The organism is Paenibacillus riograndensis SBR5 (assembly GCF_000981585.1).
Taxonomy (GTDB): Bacteria; Bacillota; Bacilli; order Paenibacillales; family Paenibacillaceae; genus Paenibacillus_AQ; species Paenibacillus_AQ riograndensis.
The window spans coordinates 3,323,009-3,339,274 of record NZ_LN831776.1 but is presented as its reverse complement, the minus strand read 5'-3'; the positions used below and the strand labels follow the sequence as shown (position 1 = coordinate 3,339,274).

13 protein-coding genes are annotated in these 16,266 nt (G+C 51.8%); 2 read left to right on the top strand and 11 right to left on the bottom strand.

The window, feature by feature from the left end; translation table 11 throughout:
• Positions 1–47: 47 nt before the first annotated feature.
• From PRIO_RS13695 to PRIO_RS13660, 8 genes are all read right to left on the bottom strand, one after another.
• The gene (locus PRIO_RS13695) at positions 48–713 is read right to left on the bottom strand and encodes a response regulator (protein WP_020431791.1); all 666 of its coding nucleotides are present in this window, start codon (positions 711–713) and stop codon (positions 48–50) included.
• Entirely contained in the window at positions 710–1,507 is a 798-nt protein-coding gene (locus PRIO_RS13690) for a sensor histidine kinase (protein WP_020431793.1), read from the bottom strand. The genes PRIO_RS13695 and PRIO_RS13690 overlap by 4 nt, the downstream gene beginning before the upstream one ends.
• A gap of 292 nt (positions 1,508–1,799) precedes the next feature.
• Entirely contained in the window at positions 1,800–2,819 is a 1,020-nt protein-coding gene (locus tag PRIO_RS33865) for a hypothetical protein (RefSeq protein ID WP_020431795.1), read from the bottom strand.
• A 34-nt stretch (positions 2,820–2,853) separates the two neighbouring features.
• Positions 2,854–3,774: a cysteine synthase A gene (gene cysK / locus PRIO_RS13680; protein WP_046502956.1), complete on the bottom strand. Its 921-nt coding sequence runs from the start codon at positions 3,772–3,774 to the stop codon at positions 2,854–2,856.
• A gap of 209 nt (positions 3,775–3,983) precedes the next feature.
• Positions 3,984–7,865, bottom strand: coding sequence for a galactose-binding domain-containing protein (locus PRIO_RS13675; protein WP_046502953.1), 3,882 nt, complete (start codon positions 7,863–7,865; stop codon positions 3,984–3,986).
• 335 nt (positions 7,866–8,200) lie between these two features.
• The gene (locus tag PRIO_RS13670) at positions 8,201–8,776 is read right to left on the bottom strand and encodes a DUF4256 domain-containing protein (protein WP_020431805.1); all 576 of its coding nucleotides are present in this window, start codon (positions 8,774–8,776) and stop codon (positions 8,201–8,203) included.
• Between the two features lie 294 nt (positions 8,777–9,070).
• The gene (locus tag PRIO_RS13665; RefSeq protein WP_046502950.1) at positions 9,071–9,766 is read right to left on the bottom strand and encodes a Crp/Fnr family transcriptional regulator; all 696 of its coding nucleotides are present in this window, start codon (positions 9,764–9,766) and stop codon (positions 9,071–9,073) included.
• Between the two features lie 120 nt (positions 9,767–9,886).
• The gene (locus PRIO_RS13660) at positions 9,887–11,422 is read right to left on the bottom strand and encodes a DUF4153 domain-containing protein (protein WP_046502948.1); all 1,536 of its coding nucleotides are present in this window, start codon (positions 11,420–11,422) and stop codon (positions 9,887–9,889) included.
• A gap of 114 nt (positions 11,423–11,536) precedes the next feature.
• Between PRIO_RS13660 and PRIO_RS13655 the strand changes: the two genes are divergently transcribed.
• The gene (locus tag PRIO_RS13655; RefSeq protein WP_020431811.1) at positions 11,537–13,207 is read left to right on the top strand and encodes an ABC transporter substrate-binding protein; all 1,671 of its coding nucleotides are present in this window, start codon (positions 11,537–11,539) and stop codon (positions 13,205–13,207) included.
• On the opposite strand, the gene PRIO_RS13650 is transcribed toward PRIO_RS13655, so the two are convergent.
• Positions 13,155–13,694, bottom strand: a complete 540-nt coding sequence (locus tag PRIO_RS13650) for a DinB family protein (RefSeq protein WP_046502944.1) — start codon at positions 13,692–13,694, stop codon at positions 13,155–13,157. The two genes, PRIO_RS13655 and PRIO_RS13650, sit on opposite strands and share 53 nt — an antisense overlap.
• A 161-nt stretch (positions 13,695–13,855) precedes the next feature.
• Positions 13,856–14,767, bottom strand: coding sequence for a ketopantoate reductase family protein (locus PRIO_RS13645; RefSeq protein WP_046502941.1), 912 nt, complete (start codon positions 14,765–14,767; stop codon positions 13,856–13,858).
• Positions 14,768–14,912: 145 nt separating this feature from the next.
• Here PRIO_RS13645 and PRIO_RS13640 point away from each other — a divergent pair, with 145 nt between their 5' ends.
• Positions 14,913–15,461: a TetR/AcrR family transcriptional regulator gene (locus tag PRIO_RS13640; protein WP_046502938.1), complete on the top strand. Its 549-nt coding sequence runs from the start codon at positions 14,913–14,915 to the stop codon at positions 15,459–15,461.
• A 345-nt stretch (positions 15,462–15,806) separates the two neighbouring features.
• Here PRIO_RS13640 and PRIO_RS13635 read toward each other — a convergent pair whose 3' ends face one another.
• Positions 15,807–16,022, bottom strand: a complete 216-nt coding sequence (locus PRIO_RS13635) for a hypothetical protein (RefSeq protein ID WP_231869889.1) — start codon at positions 16,020–16,022, stop codon at positions 15,807–15,809.
• Between the last annotated feature and the right edge of the window lie 244 nt (positions 16,023–16,266).

Here is a 16,266-nt window from a genome sequence, read left to right as displayed (position 1 = left end):
TGTCCCCCTTTTCATGGACTTTCTGATTCTTTCTCCGGTACGGAGGTCTATGGTTTTTTGGGAAAATCCCGCTCCCGCGACGCAAGCCCCTGCTCCATAGCATATCTCGTAAGCTGTGTGCGGTTCTGGAGCTGCAGCTTCTGGAGGATATTTTTGAGATGGTTTTTGACGGTATGCTCCGAGATGCCGAGCGTTGCCGCGATTTCCTTATTGGTGGAGCCCGAGGACACACATCCCAGTATCTCCTTCTCCCGTGCCGTTAATGCTTCCCGCTCTTCCTTGACAGAGGCGACAGCAAATTCCTTCAGGATCTGAAAAGCCAGCTCCCGGCTCAGCGGAACCTCCTCACTGACAATCGCCAGCAGGTATTCAATCCAGGTGGATGGAGCCAGGTTTTTCAGCAGATAGCCCTGTGCCCCCTGCTTCAGCGCCTCGAATAAATAGGAGATTTCGTCAGAAACGGTTACAATCACGATTTTGACATAAGGAAATTCCAATTTGATCCGGCGCGTAGTCTCCAGACCATCCATCTCCGGCATTTGAATGTCGATCAGGATCAAATCCGGCATCCATAATCCGGTCCGTTCGATGGCTTCGGCTCCGCTTCCCACTGCACCGATGACCTCAAATCGTTCATCCATAGCCAAAATCTCACACATCGCCTCACGGGCATGGGCATGATCATCTACAACAAGCACCCGGCAGCGGTTCATGCGGAAGCCCCCTTTTTGGCAATTTCTACGATGGTCCCGTAATCCCCGGATTTCAGCGCAAGTGTCCAGCCCATTCCTTCCGCACGCTCCTTCATAATCTGCAACCCATAGCTGCCGCTTACGGCAAAAGGGTCCTCATGCCGGATGCCGGCCCCGTCATCAGAAATGGCTACACGCCAGCCCTGCCCGTCTTCGCGGCCGGATATCGCAACCCTGCCCGCCCGGGTATGCTTGCGGACATTTATCATTGCCTCACGTATACAGGAGAGCAGCTCGGCCTGTTCTGCAGGACTGAGGTTTTCGTCCCGCAGGCTCCAGTCCATGGCCACCTCAACTGTGACCTCACGGGCAATCTGCGTCAACTGCTCCTGGACGGACTGCGCCAGCAGAGACGTCTGTGCACCTGCAACCGGAACCTTCAGATTGGATATGGCCTGACGGACATAGCGGTTGGTTTCATGCACGTTTTTTTTGAGCTGGCCGATCGTTTCTGCATCCATTTCTCCCCGCTCATGCTTCTGCTCCAGGCGGTCAATCCGTACAGACAGCAAAAATAAAGATTGCGCGATTCCGTCATGAAGCTCTTTCGCCAGCGCCTCCCGCGCCTCCATCGCCGTCTTCAGCAAGCGTTCCTGCTCCAGTTCTCTGGAATTTTTCTCCATAAGGGAGAACAGCGGCACCAGCAGCACTATGCTGAATAAGAATACAAGCACAGGGGTTAAGTAATTGCCCATATCCATGGAGAGATACGGCATCAGGAACTGATGGCGCACAATTTCCCAAATGCCGACCATGACAGTGGGCAGCAGCAGAATAAGCAGTTTAATTCTTGTATACGTTGCTGTCCCCTCCCAAAACTTAAACCTAACATTAGCATTCTCCCGTCAACCTGACATGACTCTTTCGGGCTATACGGAGACTTTAAATGTTACAAAAATAAGTATTTAAAATTTATTGCGAGCTGTGAGCTGTAAGCTATTGGCTATTCCGGTTCAGCTTGCCCTCTGGCACAAAAACAGATGCGGCTCGCACCCCATCCGTTCAATTCTTATACATTTCCTCCCTATACCGGTTCTTCCCGCCAGCCTACAAAGGTGAAGTATACCGGCCGTATTCGATTCCCGTATCTTTGAACCCTGCGTCTTGCTGGAGAAGAAAAAAAGAATTCACACCCTCCGCTCCCCACCAATTCACGCCAAGCGCCACGCCGTTTGCTGTCCTTGCCGCAAAAAGCAGCGAGAACATCCCGGGAGTAATTTCGCCGCCGTCATCAACACGCCAGACTGAAAATTCATCGTCCCGGGTCACAGCCGGATAGTCCATGAAGCTTAGCTCCGGACCCTTCTGGAGAACCAGGCTGAACAGCATATCTGTGTTCTGTCTCACGAATTGGACAACATACAGGTGCAGGTCTTCCGGCACATCAGACAGATCTGCGAGCTTCCAGATGGATTGAATGCCGCGCTTCTTAAGCGCAAGAATTTGCTTCCGCACCGGATCATCTGCATCAAGCTGCTGCGCATTGTCTGCTGACGGCTTAACTGCAAGCAGCGATCCGCGGTCCAGCTCTGCAGAATTGGCTAAGTAGTAAGTCTCATCAGCTGCTGCCTTCCCGTCCTCCACAGTAAAAACATACCCGGACAGATTCGCAAAATTATTCGCCATATCCCTGCCGTTGCTGTCAGCGCTGCCGGGCTGCCATTTCTCCAATGCCACACTGAGAACCTGGCCATTGTTGCCAACAGCTGTATTCAGCGATTTGATCTGATCCAGCCGGTTGTCATCGTCCGATGCGGCAAGAATGCGCTTGCCTGAACTGTCGGCAAATCCAAAGCTGGAAGACAGCTTCGCCGGATCGAGGCTGGCAGCCGGTACGGCAGTATTCGCCGGAGCGGATGAATTACCGCCTGAAGTCCCCGGCGTCGCTTCATGGGCCGCTTCCGGCCGGTGTGTTGCCGCCGGAGACAACGGCGTTACCTGTGGCGTCTGCCCGGCGGCCGCTGGCGAGGTGCCGGGATGTCCCCCATTGGTAGAGCCTTCTTGTGTACTGCATCCGGCTGCAACCAGCAGAAGGACAACGGCAGCCATTCGGAACAGCTTCAGCATACCATTCCCTCCCGGACAGGAAGTCTGTCTATCATTAAAATATCCCCATACTCAGGTAACGTTCGCCTGTATCGGGAGCGATGCACAGCACCCGCTTGCCGCTCCCCAGCCGCCGTGCTTCCTGAAGCGCCGTCCATACCGCCGCTCCGCCGGAAGGTCCGATCAGGATTCCCTCCGTACTGGCCAGGGTTCTGACCATCTCCAGCGCATCCTCATCGGAAACCTGGACAATTTCATCGTAGATGCCCGTATTCAATATGGCCGGCACAAAACCCGGGCTGGTCCCAACCAGCTTATGCGGTCCGGGCTGGCCGCCGGAGAGTACCGGTGAGCCTTGCGGCTCCACCACAACAATACGGATCTCCGGCAGCTGCTGGCGGAGTGCTTCACCGGTACCTGTTATGGTACCGCCAGTCCCCGAAGCAGCTACGAATACATCCAGCCTGCCATCCATTTGCGCCAGGATTTCCGGTGCTGTTGTAATCCGGTGAATATCGGGATTGGCTTGGTTCTCGAACTGCTGGGGAATGAAGCTGCCTGCGATCTCGTTTCCCAGCTCCAGCGCCTTGGCGATCGCTCCCGGCATCCGCTCTGCGGCCGGAGTCAGCACTACCTCTGCTCCGTATGCTTTTAGAATATTGATCCGTTCCTTCGTCATATTGTCAGGCATAACCAGAATGGCTTTGTAGCCTTTGGCCGCCGCATTCATCGCCAGCCCGATGCCGGTATTGCCGCTTGTCGGCTCGATGATAGTTCCGCCAGGCTTCAAGACTCCGTCAAGCTCTGCCTGGCGTATCAAATTGTATGCCGCCCGGTCCTTGACGCTGCCGCTGGGGTTGAACATTTCCAGCTTCACGTACAGTTCGGCAGCCTGTGGTCCGGCTAGCCGGTTCAAGCGGACCACAGGCGTATTGCCGATCAGTTCCGTGATATTGCTGACTACAAGAGATGACATGGGTGAGCCTCCTCATTTCTTCTGCTGTCTATCCCCCCATTGTAGCGCTGTGAGGCGGCTCTTGTCGACTGATCCACATTCAGCCGTATTGCGGAGCAGTCCAAGTAACCAGCAAAAAAACCGCCTCTTTATAAAGAAGAGACGGCTCAGACTGTCCATCAGAGCCTGAGAAGAGGCTCTGCTATTCGTCCTTATTGGCTAACCCCTGCTTAAGGATTAACGGTGATCTTGAAGGTGGATGTAGTATTTTTTACCGGTGTGACCGTGTTCGTAATCTTCAGATTGTTGAAGACTACTGAGCCTACTGCCGGACCTTGGCCGGGCTCTGCCGATTCGTTGGCCCAGATGCCGACACCCGATTTGGCGTCAAATGCGTCTCCGCTCTTTTGCGCGCCGGAAATGGTAATATTCGTGAAGATTGTATCGGCTACAGGGAACTGCGGTGCAGAAGCGAAATAGTTGGTCTGGAACATGATGCCATGATATGTCGGATCTGTAATGTCCACATCGCTGACCCGGATGCCCTGGAAGATTTTTGAAGCCGAGAAAACCCAGATGGCCGGAAAAGTCTGCCCGTTCCAGAAATGTCCGCCTGCACGCTCAATCGAGATATTCTGGAGGTCCGTCGTCGGTGAAGCACCGAATCCATTCATCGGATACCCGAAGTCGAGCGAACTGATCGTAATCCCGGCATAGCAGAGCGTGTCGGCAATGTAAATATTGCGGAAGGTGTTGGCGTAACCGCCATAGACTGCTATACCGGCTGCGCGCCAGGTCAGGATCGAGGTCAGATTCTCATACACGTTGTCCTTCATATCCGAACCACCGGAATCAATCGCCGAAAACAGTGCAAAGCTGTCATCCCCCGTAGCCCGGGCTTCATTGTTCGAGACGAGATTGTTCGTGCTGCCGTTGGTCATGTTGATGCCGTCGGCGAAGGTGTTGCGGATACGCGAGTTTTTGATCACCATGTAGTCGGTATTGGCACCCCAGTACATGCATACCTGATGTTCGGTCCAGATATTGTCGATCGTAATATTCGCAACATTAGAAAAGTCGAATACCTTACCAGGACCGTCGATCCGCGAGGTATAGTTGCCGAAATACGCAAAGTTGGCAAAAGTGGACCCATTCGCCGAAGCTTCTGCCCGGAAGCCCACATCCGTGTTCTCCTGGCTGGCTGGAGCCACAAACCGGGTATACCAGGGACCGGCTCCGATGACCTTCACAGCTTTGCCGTACACCTGGAACTTGCTTGTGGTCTGGTAGGTTCCGGCAGGCAAATATACACCTGCAAGAGTACCGGTGGTATCCATGCGGACTTTATCCAGCGCATTCTGCACATCCTGATGGGTGAATCCGGCTGGAACAGCGTATTTGGCCGGGTCCGGGTTGACGATTGGCGCCACCTGCTCCAGGCTGATGAAGTCTATCGCATATTGCGAGGTGTTCGCCGCATCCTTTTGCAGCCGGATCGTGCTTCCTTTCGGAATTGTGCTGTCGAACATCATATTGGCTTCATCATAGATGTGGCGCGGCGGGCCGGAACCGGGCGAATTGTCCGGACTGGCCTCCGAACCATACAGCCAGGCGTATTTAGAGGTTAAGCTGATAGCTTTGGTAAACACTCCATTCACATATACGTTCAGCGTGGCATTGGTTCCATCGCCGCTTGGCGAATCCGGAATGGAAAAACGGGCAACAAGCGTGTTCGTGTTGGCCTTGGTGGTGAATTCCACATAGCTGCCGGTTGAATTCAGTGTGACCGCTCTTCTGCCCGAGGCTTCACCAGCCAGATCGCCGATATTGCGGTTCGGCGCAAGCTTGACGGCTCCGCCGCCAATTACTCCGTCCTCCGCCTCATACATGTCGTAGGGCATATTGGCCCCGCGGCCGATATACAGCGGCTGGGTCTGGATGTTGTTGGCCCGTTTTACCGCAAGTTCATTGGCATCTGTGGCGATTTCACTCTTCACTGAGTATTTGCCATCCGCTGCTGTCCAGGTGCCCAGCGTAACCGGGGCCGTTGTCGCACCGCTGGCAATGGTTCCGCTGTAAGCACCTGTCAGCGTTTTGACCACCGTATTGGTGGCGGTATCCGTGATGGTCAGTGTGAGGTTATGCGCCCCGCCGGCTGAAGCGGCGGTTCCCTGGTTTTTGACCGCTATCGAGAAGGTTACGGTATTGCCGCCGGCCGGGTTGCCCGGCGTCCAGCTTACAGGAGAGGCGATCAGATCCGAGCTGGATACCGGATTTACAGTAAGCGGCGAAGGATTCGTATAGCTGTTGTTCCCCTCATTCAGCTCAATGACCGTGTTGCCCTCATCGACCTTGGCGCTGAGCGCATAAGCAGCCGCCTCCTTGGCCCCGATGTTAAGTGACACATTGCTTGAGGCTCCTGCGGCCAGCGCGCCGACAGGTGCTGTTCCTGCCAGGGCTGTGCCCAGGTAGAAGCTGACATTTGTCGCTGCGGAGACGGCAGTCCCGGTGTTTTTGACAGCAGCGGTTAATGTAATGGCATCCGTCTCTACCGGAGCAGACGGTGACCAGGACATCGATGTTACCGTCAAATCCGGATTGGCCGCCGGTGTGCCGATAATCTGGAATTCAGCCACCTGCCCGGCGCTTGAACCGGAATTGGCGGTGATTTTCAGCTGAAGCTCACTCACGGTGGCAGTGACCGGAATGGTCACGGAGTTGCCGCTGGCCGGATTAAAGGTATACACTGCTGGCGGAACCAGGCTTGTGAATGCTGAGGCGGCCTGGTTATGCCCAAGCACCTCAATCGTCTGAGTGCGTGCGGACCAGATAGATGCCGGGTTAAGCTTCACAACAACCGAGGTCACGCTGGCATTGGCGCCCAGATTAACGCTGAGCGTATTGGGATAACTCCCGCCCGTGCCTTCCCAGTAAGTGGTGACATCGCCGTCATTGGCATTCGTTGGCACAAACGTATAGATGGAGGACGATGCGCTGATGCTTTTACCAATCGCCAGATTAGACCCCGGGCCTGTACTTGGAGCAACTGTCGGTGAAGCGGATGGCGTAGCTGTTGGCGTTGCCGTAGGAGTCGTTGTTGGTGTTGGTGTTGGTGTTGGTGTTGCTGTTGGCGCTACTGTAGGAGTCGCTGTTGGCGCTACCGTGGGAGTCGCTGTTGGTGTCGGTGTGACTCCCGGAGTTAGGAGCAAATTGTCCAGATTTACGTTGCCGGAATCGGTGGAATCATATTTGTAAGCAATCGTGTTGGTGCCGGATAGCAAGCTGAGTGCTTCTACTTTGGTTGACCAGGTATCCCAGTTGGCCAGGCTGGCGAGTGAGGTCTGCTTGACCTTCGTGCCGTTGACGTAGACACTGAGCGTTCTGGTGCTGCCCGAAGCATTGGCGTATCTTAGCGCAGCATCGTAGATGCCTGCTGAAGAGGCGGTAACCGTAAAGGTAGTAGATGCTCCCTGTGTGAGATACCCGTCAACAAAAGCCGAACCGGAATAGCCGCTGTGGTCGGTGTTGATTTTGGCTCCGCCGGATAATGAGGCTGCTTCTGCTTCATAAGTTCCATTGGGAGAAGCCGTGGTGCCATACACCTCGAATTCAGACACCTGGGCGGCCGGCCAGCCTGTGTTTGCTGAGAAATTCAATTTGATGTACCGGGCGGTGGCAGCCGTGAAATGGATGGTTACCGTATTAGAGCCGCTGGAGGGATTGAATGTATAGCTAGCGGCTGACACCAGATTGCTGTATGAGGAATCGTCGGGGCTGCCTTGAATCGAAAGCGTTTGGGTCCTTGCCTCCCAGGAAGCCGGAAGCTTCAGCACCACCTGATTGACGCTGCTGCTTGCTCCAAGATCTACTTTGAGCCACCCCGGAAAAGCGTTGCCGGAGCTCTCCCAATACGTCGCCTGATTGCCGTCACTGGCATTGGACGCAACATAAACATCTCCAACAGAGCTTGCCGTCATCGTCTTGCCCGCAGCCAGGTTCCCCGCAGCCGAACTGACAGCCGGAAACAGCGCTAGCTGGCCTGCGAACAAAACAGTGATCAGGCAGTACATGAGCAACCTTTTTCCGGCAGATGCTGTATTTCCTGTCAACATGGACAACCACCTCCCCTAATTGTTTGATCCGCTTAAAAGTATGCGCTTTCATAAAACTCTTGTTTGCCAGGTTACTTCTTAAATTGCCGCCCCCTTTACGATATATAGTCTACTAATTAGCTAGCGGTCTATCCTCCGGCCCCTCTTAAATGCAAAAAAAAGAACGATCCCCCCTGCGAAACCATGCAGAACAACAAACCGCAAGCGCAAGATGCCTGACCGAACCCCGGAGACTTATCCATGAACTAACTAATTATGGTAATAATATAAGATATCGCTTGGGGCTGATCGAGGACCGATTCTATGAATAGTATGTGCAATATTACGATTTGCCCCTAGACCCTTAGAGAGCCGCGGAACCCTCTCGCACCATAATAGGATTCTGCTCCATTGTGGTACATAAAGACCGTGTCATAGCGGCGGTCGCAAAAGACGGCTCCACCGAGTGCTCTGATGCTTTCAGGTGTTTTCACCCAGCTGGACGTTTTCAAATCATATTTTCCAAGCTTTTGCATCTCCCGGTATTGTGCTTCTGTTAAAAGATCAATGCCCATGGCAGCCGCCATTTCTATCGCATTATTGTGCGGCTTATGTTCTTTGCGCGACTCCAGCGCTTCACGGTCGTAGCATACACTTCTGCGGCCTTTCGGACTTTCCGCTGAACAATCATAAAAAATGTATTCGCCCGTCTCTTCGTCATGACCAACGACATCCGGTTCACCGCCAGTCCTTTCCATTTCATGAAGCGGCCATAGCTTGTCCGGCTGAGCTTCAAGTTTTGCTTGTACATTAGCCCATTCAAGACCTTGATGACGGTTCATGTTTTTCTCAAAACGGGCTTTCAAAGTTTCAAGCAGCCCCTCACGTTGTTCCGGAGACAATTTAATATCGTTGTTTGAACTGGCTGTCATGTCTATTTCTCTCCCATCAAATATGGAACTCTCCAGTGAAAACACCATCTCTGATCACTGAAATGTTCCAGACTTTATATAGAGTGAACTTAAGATATTTACATTAGGGGCTTGTCGGGACTACGGAGAATGTTTGGACTTCCGGCCGCTGTTGTATCCAGATTTCTTGATTCATGCCGTTTTTAGCGGATGAAATCCGGATACAAAGGCGGTCGCTAACGCTCCTACAGTTCCAAACTTCCCCTACTTCCCTTTTCCCTTTTGTAAGTTTTTCAAGTTCGCTTTATATAGCAATTATTCATAAAGATTGCCGTTTGCCAATTGAACCAGCTTGTCCTGGTCCAGCACACTCAGGCTGCCCTTCTTGCGTTCAACAATACCTTCCTCCACAAAACGGCGCACGATCCGGTTAAGATGCCTGTAGCTGGTCCCGAGCAAATCTGCCGTTTCCGCAAGTGTAGACGTACGGATCTCCTCCACGCGCTGCCCGCCGCTGTCCGCAAACAGGGATAACAGATAGCTGGCAAAACGGTTTTCCAGCGGATAGAGCAGATTCAGTGCCGTGGTCTGGCCCAGCGTATACATTTTGTGGCTCAGCTCCCCTACCAGGAAACGCAGCAGTGCTGTATTTTCCTCAAATTCCTTCAGAACCAGCGCTCTTCCGGCCGCCAGCAGCAGGCTTTCGCCCATGGACACCACTTCATTTTTGACCGGATATTGGCGCAGCAGCTCTACATCCCCAATTACCGACATCGGCCGGGCAAAACGGACCAGCAGCGATTTCCCGTTAGGAAGCAGGGTATGAATCTTGAGCCGCCCCTCCACCAGTATAAACATATGCTCCAGCCGGTCGCCTACCGAGCAGATAGCCTCACCGTCACTGTAGCGCCGCAGCTCCATACCGGAGATGGCCCCGCTGCTGAATATCTCCATCATACCGTTGTGCCCGGCCAACATCCGGATCTTGTCCTGATCTGCAATCCACTGCATAGGCAGCTCCCCCACTTTTGGTCACGAATGCATTAAATGTAACACAGCATGCGCGGCTCAGCCAACTCCCCTGTAATCCGTCCAGCCCTCCCGCTCCCGGCCTGCCGCAGATGAAGGCTGCTATTCGGCAAAATAATGCTCCAGCGCCCGCTCCGCACGGAACCTCGCTGCATTAAAGGATGGCCATGACCGAGCGGCTTGCGTCCGGTTGTCCCATTGTTCGCGCAGAATCTCATCCAGCTTGCCGTTGTTCTGCTTGCTGAAGTCGACCAGCAGCGGCGTGACATCCGGTGACAGTCTGGATAAATAGCTGCTGTCGAGGATGCCGCTTGTCTCATAGCGCTGGATATTCTGCTCTGCGATAATGTGATCCATGCCAATATAGTTGATCAACACGTAGGAGAACAGCCCCAGAGCCAGACAGCACGGAGCCAGCGGAAACTGCACCCGGCTGATCCGCACCGCCGCCAGCACCAGGAGCAGTCCGAGAAAAATCATAAACGCATGCACCAGAAACCGGATGTACGTATACCCGTAAGCCTCTTCATACAGAGCCAGCCGGGAATAGGCGGAATAGAGCATAACCACAGAACAGAGCACCAGGATGTAGAGCAGGGTATTTATGATTGTGCGCAGCCGGGCTGCCGCCGGGCCAGTCGAATGCAGGGACAGGAGCAGCAGAACGAAATTGATCGAAGTCACCAGAATCAGCTCCAAAAAACCGCTGCGCGCATAATCGGCATAGGTGCTGCCCTCCGGCAGAATGCCCTCCCAGGCACCGAAAAGATAAGAGAATTGCAAGCTTACGAACAGTACGTATACCGTATTGATAACGGTCAGAATAGTTGTGAGGATCACCGGGTCCACCTTCAGCGTCAAAGGCTGGGGAAGCAGCTCATTCAGCGGCTCCGCCGATGGCCCGTCCTCCATATTCAGCTCCGGCTTCGGGTTCCACACATACACCTTGTGATCGACAAAACCCCAGAGAAGGCCGAACATGCCTGTTCCCAGCAGGAGAACCCACAGCAGCCGCGCAAACCCTTCGCCAAAGGAGAGCCGTTCCAGCATCCGCGGAATCCCTGCCAGCAGCTCATGGAACACACCGTCCGCCGAGGAGAGCAGCGAGGTTACAATCAGCAGCAGCGGCAAAGAGATCCCCAGCCCGGTCAGCACTTTGATCACCACTTGCTTCCGTTCATCCTGCAGCTTCCCCCCGCCGAACATTCTGCGGATGATCCGTGGCGCTGTCCCCCAGTGCCGCAGGCTCTGGGCAAACAAATGCTCCGCCGCCGCCCCGATCATCAGGGGTCCGCTCCAGGACGGGAGCTTATAGCTTAGCATGCAGGTCATATGTAATAAAATCAGCGCCGGAATGACCAGCAGATTCAGCCCGAAGAACAGCCAGTTCGCGAACAAGGCATATGTCAGAGAGAGCAGCATAATCGCCCCCAGCCAGATATAGCTGACAACAGTGGGCTTGCGCAGCTTGTCTTTGGCAAAGTAGAGCACAAACACATAATACAAACATACAAAAACCGGATAGGAAACCCCCGGCATTTTACCGTAAAACAAATACTGGTTCAAGACTGCGAGCAGAAAAGCCGCCCCCAGGGCCTGAAAAGCCCGCTCCGGCTTCGGTACCGTCTGATCTTCCATGGTAAATACCTCCATCTTCTTACTTTCTTATCCTGATTCTAGCTGATAAAATAAGAAGAAAAAGAGAAAGAAAAAAAGGTTTGTTTCCTATTTTAATGAAGGAGAGCTGGATGCATGAAGCTGCACAGCCAATTTTTGAAGCTCCATTCCCATCACGGAGGGCCGGGGGAAATTCCGGTTACTCTGGATGAGCTGGCACACACCCTGGGCTGCACCCACCGCAATGCCCTGCATATTATCAATAAAATGGCCGGACTGGCCTGGATCACCTGGACCCCCAGCCGGGGCCGGGGCAAACGCTCGAAGCTGACGTTCCTCGCGGATGCGGAGGAGATCGCCCTGGAGTCCATGAAGCAGGCAATCAGCAGCAAGGACGTCGGCAGCGCCATCGAGGGCATTCGGGGACATGCCCGTTCCTCCTCGCTTCAGAATACGCTGCAGGGCTGGCTGCTGGCTTATTTCGGGCATCATTCCGAAATCCGCAGCAACAAGCAGATTGATACGCTGCGGCTTCCGGTTAACCAGAAGCTGCATACCTTTGACCCGCTGTATATGAATCTGCTGGCCGAATCTTTTGTATCCAGCCATGTTTTTGACGGACTGGTGGGGCGAAGCAGCGAACGGGGCATTGTTCCCGGCCTGGCCCACGCCTGGGATGTGGATGGCAGCCGCACCGGATGGACATTTCACCTGCGCAAGGAAGTCCTGTTCCATCATGGAAAGGTGCTATCCGCCGAGGATGTGGTCTATTCACTGCAGCGGCTGATGCAGACCTCGCAGCGGACGCTCTACAGCTCCATTTTCAAGGAGATTACCGGGGTGGAAGCCTTGAATTCTACCACGGTGCGCATCGTTCTGCGGAAGCCGAATGAGCTGTTTCTTCCGTTCCTGTGCACCAGCCGGGCAGCGATTGTTCCGCGTGATATGGAATCCGGTCCAGAGGGTGACTTTGGCCGGAGGCCGGTTGGCACCGGGCCCTTCAAGCTGGTGGAGATAAGCGAGGAGCTCTGCGTGCTGGAGGTATTCCCTTATTATTATCAGGGGCGGGCCCATTTGGACCGCGTGGAAATTCTTTATGTGCCGTTTGGCATAGAGCAGGTGCAGCCGGATACGGCTTCTGCCTTTCATGTCATCCCGAATCCTTCCACAGCGGATGCCGCCTCCTGGAGCCGGATTCATTCTGAATCCTATGTGCGCAAGTTTGTCACCTGCAACACCAAAAAAAACGGCCCCTTAAGCGATCCCCAGCTCCGCGCGGATATATTGTCTTGTCTGGATGAAGCGGCATCGCCTTCTGCTCCCGCTACTCCAGAGCTGGCGCCAGGCCCCCTGCAGATTGCTACCATTCCGCAATATCTGGGGGATGCCGGGCATATTGCCTCCCGGCTGATCCGGCGCGGCTATGCCTGCACCGTCCTGTCCGTCTCGCCGGAGGAATTCAAAGGCCCTGTGCGCCTGCAGTCCGACCTCATCGTCTTCTCTCTGCTCCGTGATCAGGACGAGGAGCTGCGGCTGTTCGATCTGTACCAGACGCTGGCAGAGCATGTGGAGCCTGGCATCCGTTCCGGTATAGAGGGTATGCTGAACCTGATCGCACGTGAGCCCGATCCCCGAGCGAGAGCCGGAGGCTTCAAGCGGATTGAGGACAAGCTGACGCAGGACCATCAGCTGCATATTCTGTACGAAAAGCCGGTCCAGACCGCTTATCTGCCCTCCGTGCGCGGCGTAACCTTCAACAGCCAGGGCTGGGTGGACCTGCGGCATTTGTGGTTTCCGCGTGTATAGAGCTGCCAGGCAAACTGTCCATAAGCCCCTTGCCGATTACGTTCGCGGACGGCGGCTGCTTGCCGGCTTCTCTGGCCCACACTGAAAGTTGCCCGATGTGATGAATTTCGTGGGCAATCACATGGCGCATAATCTCGCCCCAGGCATCGGTTACCACGGATCCATCCTTTTGTGTGTCGGTAAAAATCTTCCGTTCCAGTCCCTCATTCCAGTTCAATACAAAGGACTCCACCTCCGGCCGGAAGCGGGCATCCAGCTCCCTTACCTTCTCCAGGCTGCTGAACCCGGCAAAATCCTCCTGAAAATCAGGTTTGCCCTGCATCACCATAATCCAGCTCCACTCCACATCGGCAATATGAAACAGAGTCTTCAGAATCCCGCCGACCCCGCCGACGCGCGGCTTCAGCAGCTCCTCCTCCGTCAAATCCTCACACCACTTGTACCACTCTTCCCGAACCATCCAGTTATAGCGAAAAAACGTCTGCATGCAACCCCTCCATGAAATGTTGTCAGCTAGATTCATAAGCTAGATTCATAAGCAAATGTTAAATAAATCACACTTGTTCCCAGTTTAGCACACCAGACGGAATCCCCGGCATGGAAAAAACAATTATAGCCAACTAAAGTATTAGACTGGTTTTCTATATTCTACACGGGATCGATATCATTTTGATTTAAAAACTTCAATAAATCGTTATTCAACTGCACCATTTCATTATTTGCACTAATCGCATAATCCGGCAACATCATATTCTTAACCATTTTAGTCCGTAGCCATATCATAAAGAAAACATCCAAAATCAGATTAGGGAATTTAGGCACAATTTTAAGTACAGATGGATTAATAGCAATGCCGGCTTTTTGGATTGCCTTTAAATACGTTTTTAAAGTGATTGTTATTTTATGTGCCGTTTTTCTGGTTTTAACTGTTTTTTCATCAATGATCTTATCTTCAGAATGTAAAACACTAATCATAGCAATGTCCGATACTGAATGTGTGATTAGATAAGCTTTCATATCCTGATTAATTGCGTAGGGAAGTTTTGCTGTTTCAAATAATTTTGCGAGGTTTTCTGTACGTTCGGTCACTAAACCACTAATTTCTCCAAACATAGTAGCCACCAGAACCTTTGGTGGAAACCGGGCATACAAAATCCCCTCTTTAATCTGTCCGCCGGCACCGGGGAAAGCTGGTAAAAGTCTATCTCCAACAATATCCAGCCACGAAGAAAATCCATTTGAATTGCTAATCATCGTAACAATATTTTTGCTTTGATTATCTTTTAATGCTAACAGCGCTGATTCGGATCGATCGTAACGAACGGTAACGAAAATAAAATCATATACATCATCATTTTCAAGCGTATCAATGACATTTACTTTTATAGATTTAACCGCACCTTTTTCATTATATTGCAGGCCTTTTTCTTTCAATGTTGTAAATCTATTAGAACGTGCAAACAGAGTGACGTCAATCCCTGCTTCAATGAATTTGATCGCGTATGCGCTGCCTATCACACCTGCACCAAAAATTAAAACCCTATTTTGTTTTGCTGACATAAAACCACTCCTATTTTTCAACATTTCCTTTCAATCATCAGACAACATGTTGTATAATACGATGATAGATTTTTATTATTCCTTTATCAACCATCAGTTTTTTATTATTTGTCGGACGATATTCTTGTTCGAATAGGAGGATAAAATGAAAAAGCAGCCCGAAACAACGGAGAAAACAAGACAAATGTTTATAGATGTTTTTTGTGAGTTATATAGCCAAAAGCCGATTGAAAAAATCTCCATTCAAGAGCTTGCGAATAAGTCAGGATATAACCGCAGTACATTTTATCAATACTTTTCTGATATTTACGAACTGTTAGACTTTGTTGAAAATAATTTATTGAGCTACATAAAAGAAGAATTGGCGAATAAAGAGCTATCTATGCACACGGTCCAAAATGCGCTCCATTGTTTGGACAAAAGGGAGTATCTCTCGATTCTCAGTGCCCTCCTGGGTGATTATGGAAGCACTCGTTTTTTAGAACGCTTAAAAAGAGAGATCACCTTGGATAGCTTGGAATTTAACTCTCCGCAAAACCATTCCATCACGCCGTACTTGATTGAGTTTTACCTCTCAACCTCCCTTTCTTTATTTCGTCTTTGGCTCCGGCGAGAAAAGGATTTATCGTCAGAAGAATTTTTCAGGTTAGTGGACAACCTCTATACAAAGGGGATTGCGCCCTATTCTAAATAATAAATCTACCATTCAAACCCAATCATTGTGTAGTGCAATAAAAAAGCTCGCATAAGCCGTTTACACATTGTGACCTATCCTGCTTCTAAGGTCTTTATGCTGTAACTACAGGCTCCTGCGAGCTATTCTTCAAAAAACTTGCCGCTACTTGTGGTATGGTTCAGCGTGATTGATTTTCAGCCAACCTGCCTGATAACGTTAATGAAGCGCGGCCAGTATATTCTTTATTTCCTTTGGAAACTTTTACCTTTCATTTCACCATATGGCCTGTCCACATCGAAATCAAAGGTATTTTTACCTCTCATTCCGCCACATAGCCTGTCCACATCGAAATCAAAGGTATTTTTACCTCTCATTTCGCCATATGGGGTAGTCCACACCGAAATCAAAGGTATTTTTACCTCTCATTTCGCCATATGGCCTGTCCACACCGAAATCAAAGGTATTTTTACCTCTCATCCTGCCACATAGCCTGTCTGCGCCAAAATCAAAGGTATTTTTACCTCTCATTTCGCCATATGGCCTGTCCACACCGAAATCAAAGGTATTTTTACCTCTCATCCTGCCACATAGCCTGTCTGCGCCGAAATCAAAGGTATTTCTACCTCTCATTTCACCATATAGCCTGCCTGCAATAGCTTAGCGTATTGGAGTGTGCTGCGCTCCCTGCCCAATCGTTTGAGTTTCCCACTGTACAGAAATCTGCTGCTCCAATGCAGCACAAATGGACCTCCCATCTGGCAGAAAAAAGGCGTACAAACGCAAAAATACCGGTGAAAAATTCACCGGTACTTAAAGACAATTT

Excerpts from the sequence above, each read along its gene's own strand:
- PRIO_RS13635 (WP_231869889.1), bottom strand. The coding sequence starts at position 16,022 with ATGAGAGGTAAAAATACCTTTGATTTCGGTGTGGACAGGCCATATGGC.
- PRIO_RS13695 (WP_020431791.1), bottom strand. The coding sequence starts at position 713 with ATGAACCGCTGCCGGGTGCTTGTTGTAGATGATCATGCCCATGCCCGT.
- PRIO_RS13650 (WP_046502944.1), bottom strand. The coding sequence starts at position 13,694 with ATGCAGACGTTTTTTCGCTATAACTGGATGGTTCGGGAAGAGTGGTAC.
- PRIO_RS13675 (WP_046502953.1), bottom strand. The coding sequence starts at position 7,865 with ATGTTGACAGGAAATACAGCATCTGCCGGAAAAAGGTTGCTCATGTAC.
- PRIO_RS13690 (WP_020431793.1), bottom strand. The coding sequence starts at position 1,507 with ATGGTCGGCATTTGGGAAATTGTGCGCCATCAGTTCCTGATGCCGTAT.
- PRIO_RS13640 (WP_046502938.1), top strand. The coding sequence starts at position 14,913 with ATGAAAAAGCAGCCCGAAACAACGGAGAAAACAAGACAAATGTTTATA.
- PRIO_RS13645 (WP_046502941.1), bottom strand. The coding sequence starts at position 14,767 with ATGTCAGCAAAACAAAATAGGGTTTTAATTTTTGGTGCAGGTGTGATA.
- PRIO_RS13670 (WP_020431805.1), bottom strand. The coding sequence starts at position 8,776 with ATGACAGCCAGTTCAAACAACGATATTAAATTGTCTCCGGAACAACGT.
- cysK (WP_046502956.1), bottom strand. The coding sequence starts at position 3,774 with ATGTCATCTCTTGTAGTCAGCAATATCACGGAACTGATCGGCAATACG.
- PRIO_RS13655 (WP_020431811.1), top strand. The coding sequence starts at position 11,537 with ATGAAGCTGCACAGCCAATTTTTGAAGCTCCATTCCCATCACGGAGGG.
- PRIO_RS13660 (WP_046502948.1), bottom strand. The coding sequence starts at position 11,422 with ATGGAAGATCAGACGGTACCGAAGCCGGAGCGGGCTTTTCAGGCCCTG.
- PRIO_RS33865 (WP_020431795.1), bottom strand. The coding sequence starts at position 2,819 with ATGCTGAAGCTGTTCCGAATGGCTGCCGTTGTCCTTCTGCTGGTTGCA.
- PRIO_RS13665 (WP_046502950.1), bottom strand. The coding sequence starts at position 9,766 with ATGCAGTGGATTGCAGATCAGGACAAGATCCGGATGTTGGCCGGGCAC.